General features: G+C 47.8%; 1 protein-coding gene. It reads left to right on the plus strand.

What is annotated here, in order from left to right:
- Window positions 1–99 precede the first annotated feature (99 nt).
- The coding region (locus tag ACFIL8_RS12405; RefSeq protein WP_375690077.1) for a DUF935 family protein at window positions 100–582 on the plus strand (483 nt) is incomplete at its 3' end.

Here is a 582-nt window from a genome sequence, read left to right on the forward strand (position 1 = left end):
ACACCTGTGAGAGAGGCTTATCGTTTTGATGAAAGCTCGCTCTTTTCAACGCCTTTTTTTTCAACAATGCGATCAAAAATTTATTGATGGGATGATGAGATGGTAAAACTTGTAGATCAGTGGGGCAGGGCGCTTAATATCAAAGGGCTAGAGCATGAGGTGGCGGCGCCTACCATTGGCGGTGTTCGTGATGTGTGGTCACAAACCATTGTTAGTGGTCTCACCCCTGCGCAACTTGCTGATATTTTACAACAGGCAGCAGGGGGTCATCCAGAGCAGTTTTTCCAACTTGCCGATGATATGGAAGAGCGTGATTTACATTATCGAGCTGTGCTTGGCATGCGTAAAAATGCTCTCACGGGGGTGGAGCCTGGAGTGATTGCCGCAAGCAACAGTGCACAGGACAAAAAGATTGCGGATGCGGTGCGAGAAGTGATTAGTGCACCCACTTTTGTTGATGATTATGTGACGGATTTATTGGATGCTTTGGGGAAAGGTTATGCGGTTGTAGAAACCTTGTGGGACAAGAGTGCCAAGGAATGGTGGCCGGTTGCTTGGAAATGGCGTGACCAGCGGTTTTTT

The sequence above is a fragment of the Bartonella sp. AP57NXGY genome (assembly GCF_042195805.1).
GTDB lineage: Bacteria > Pseudomonadota > Alphaproteobacteria > Rhizobiales > Rhizobiaceae > Bartonella.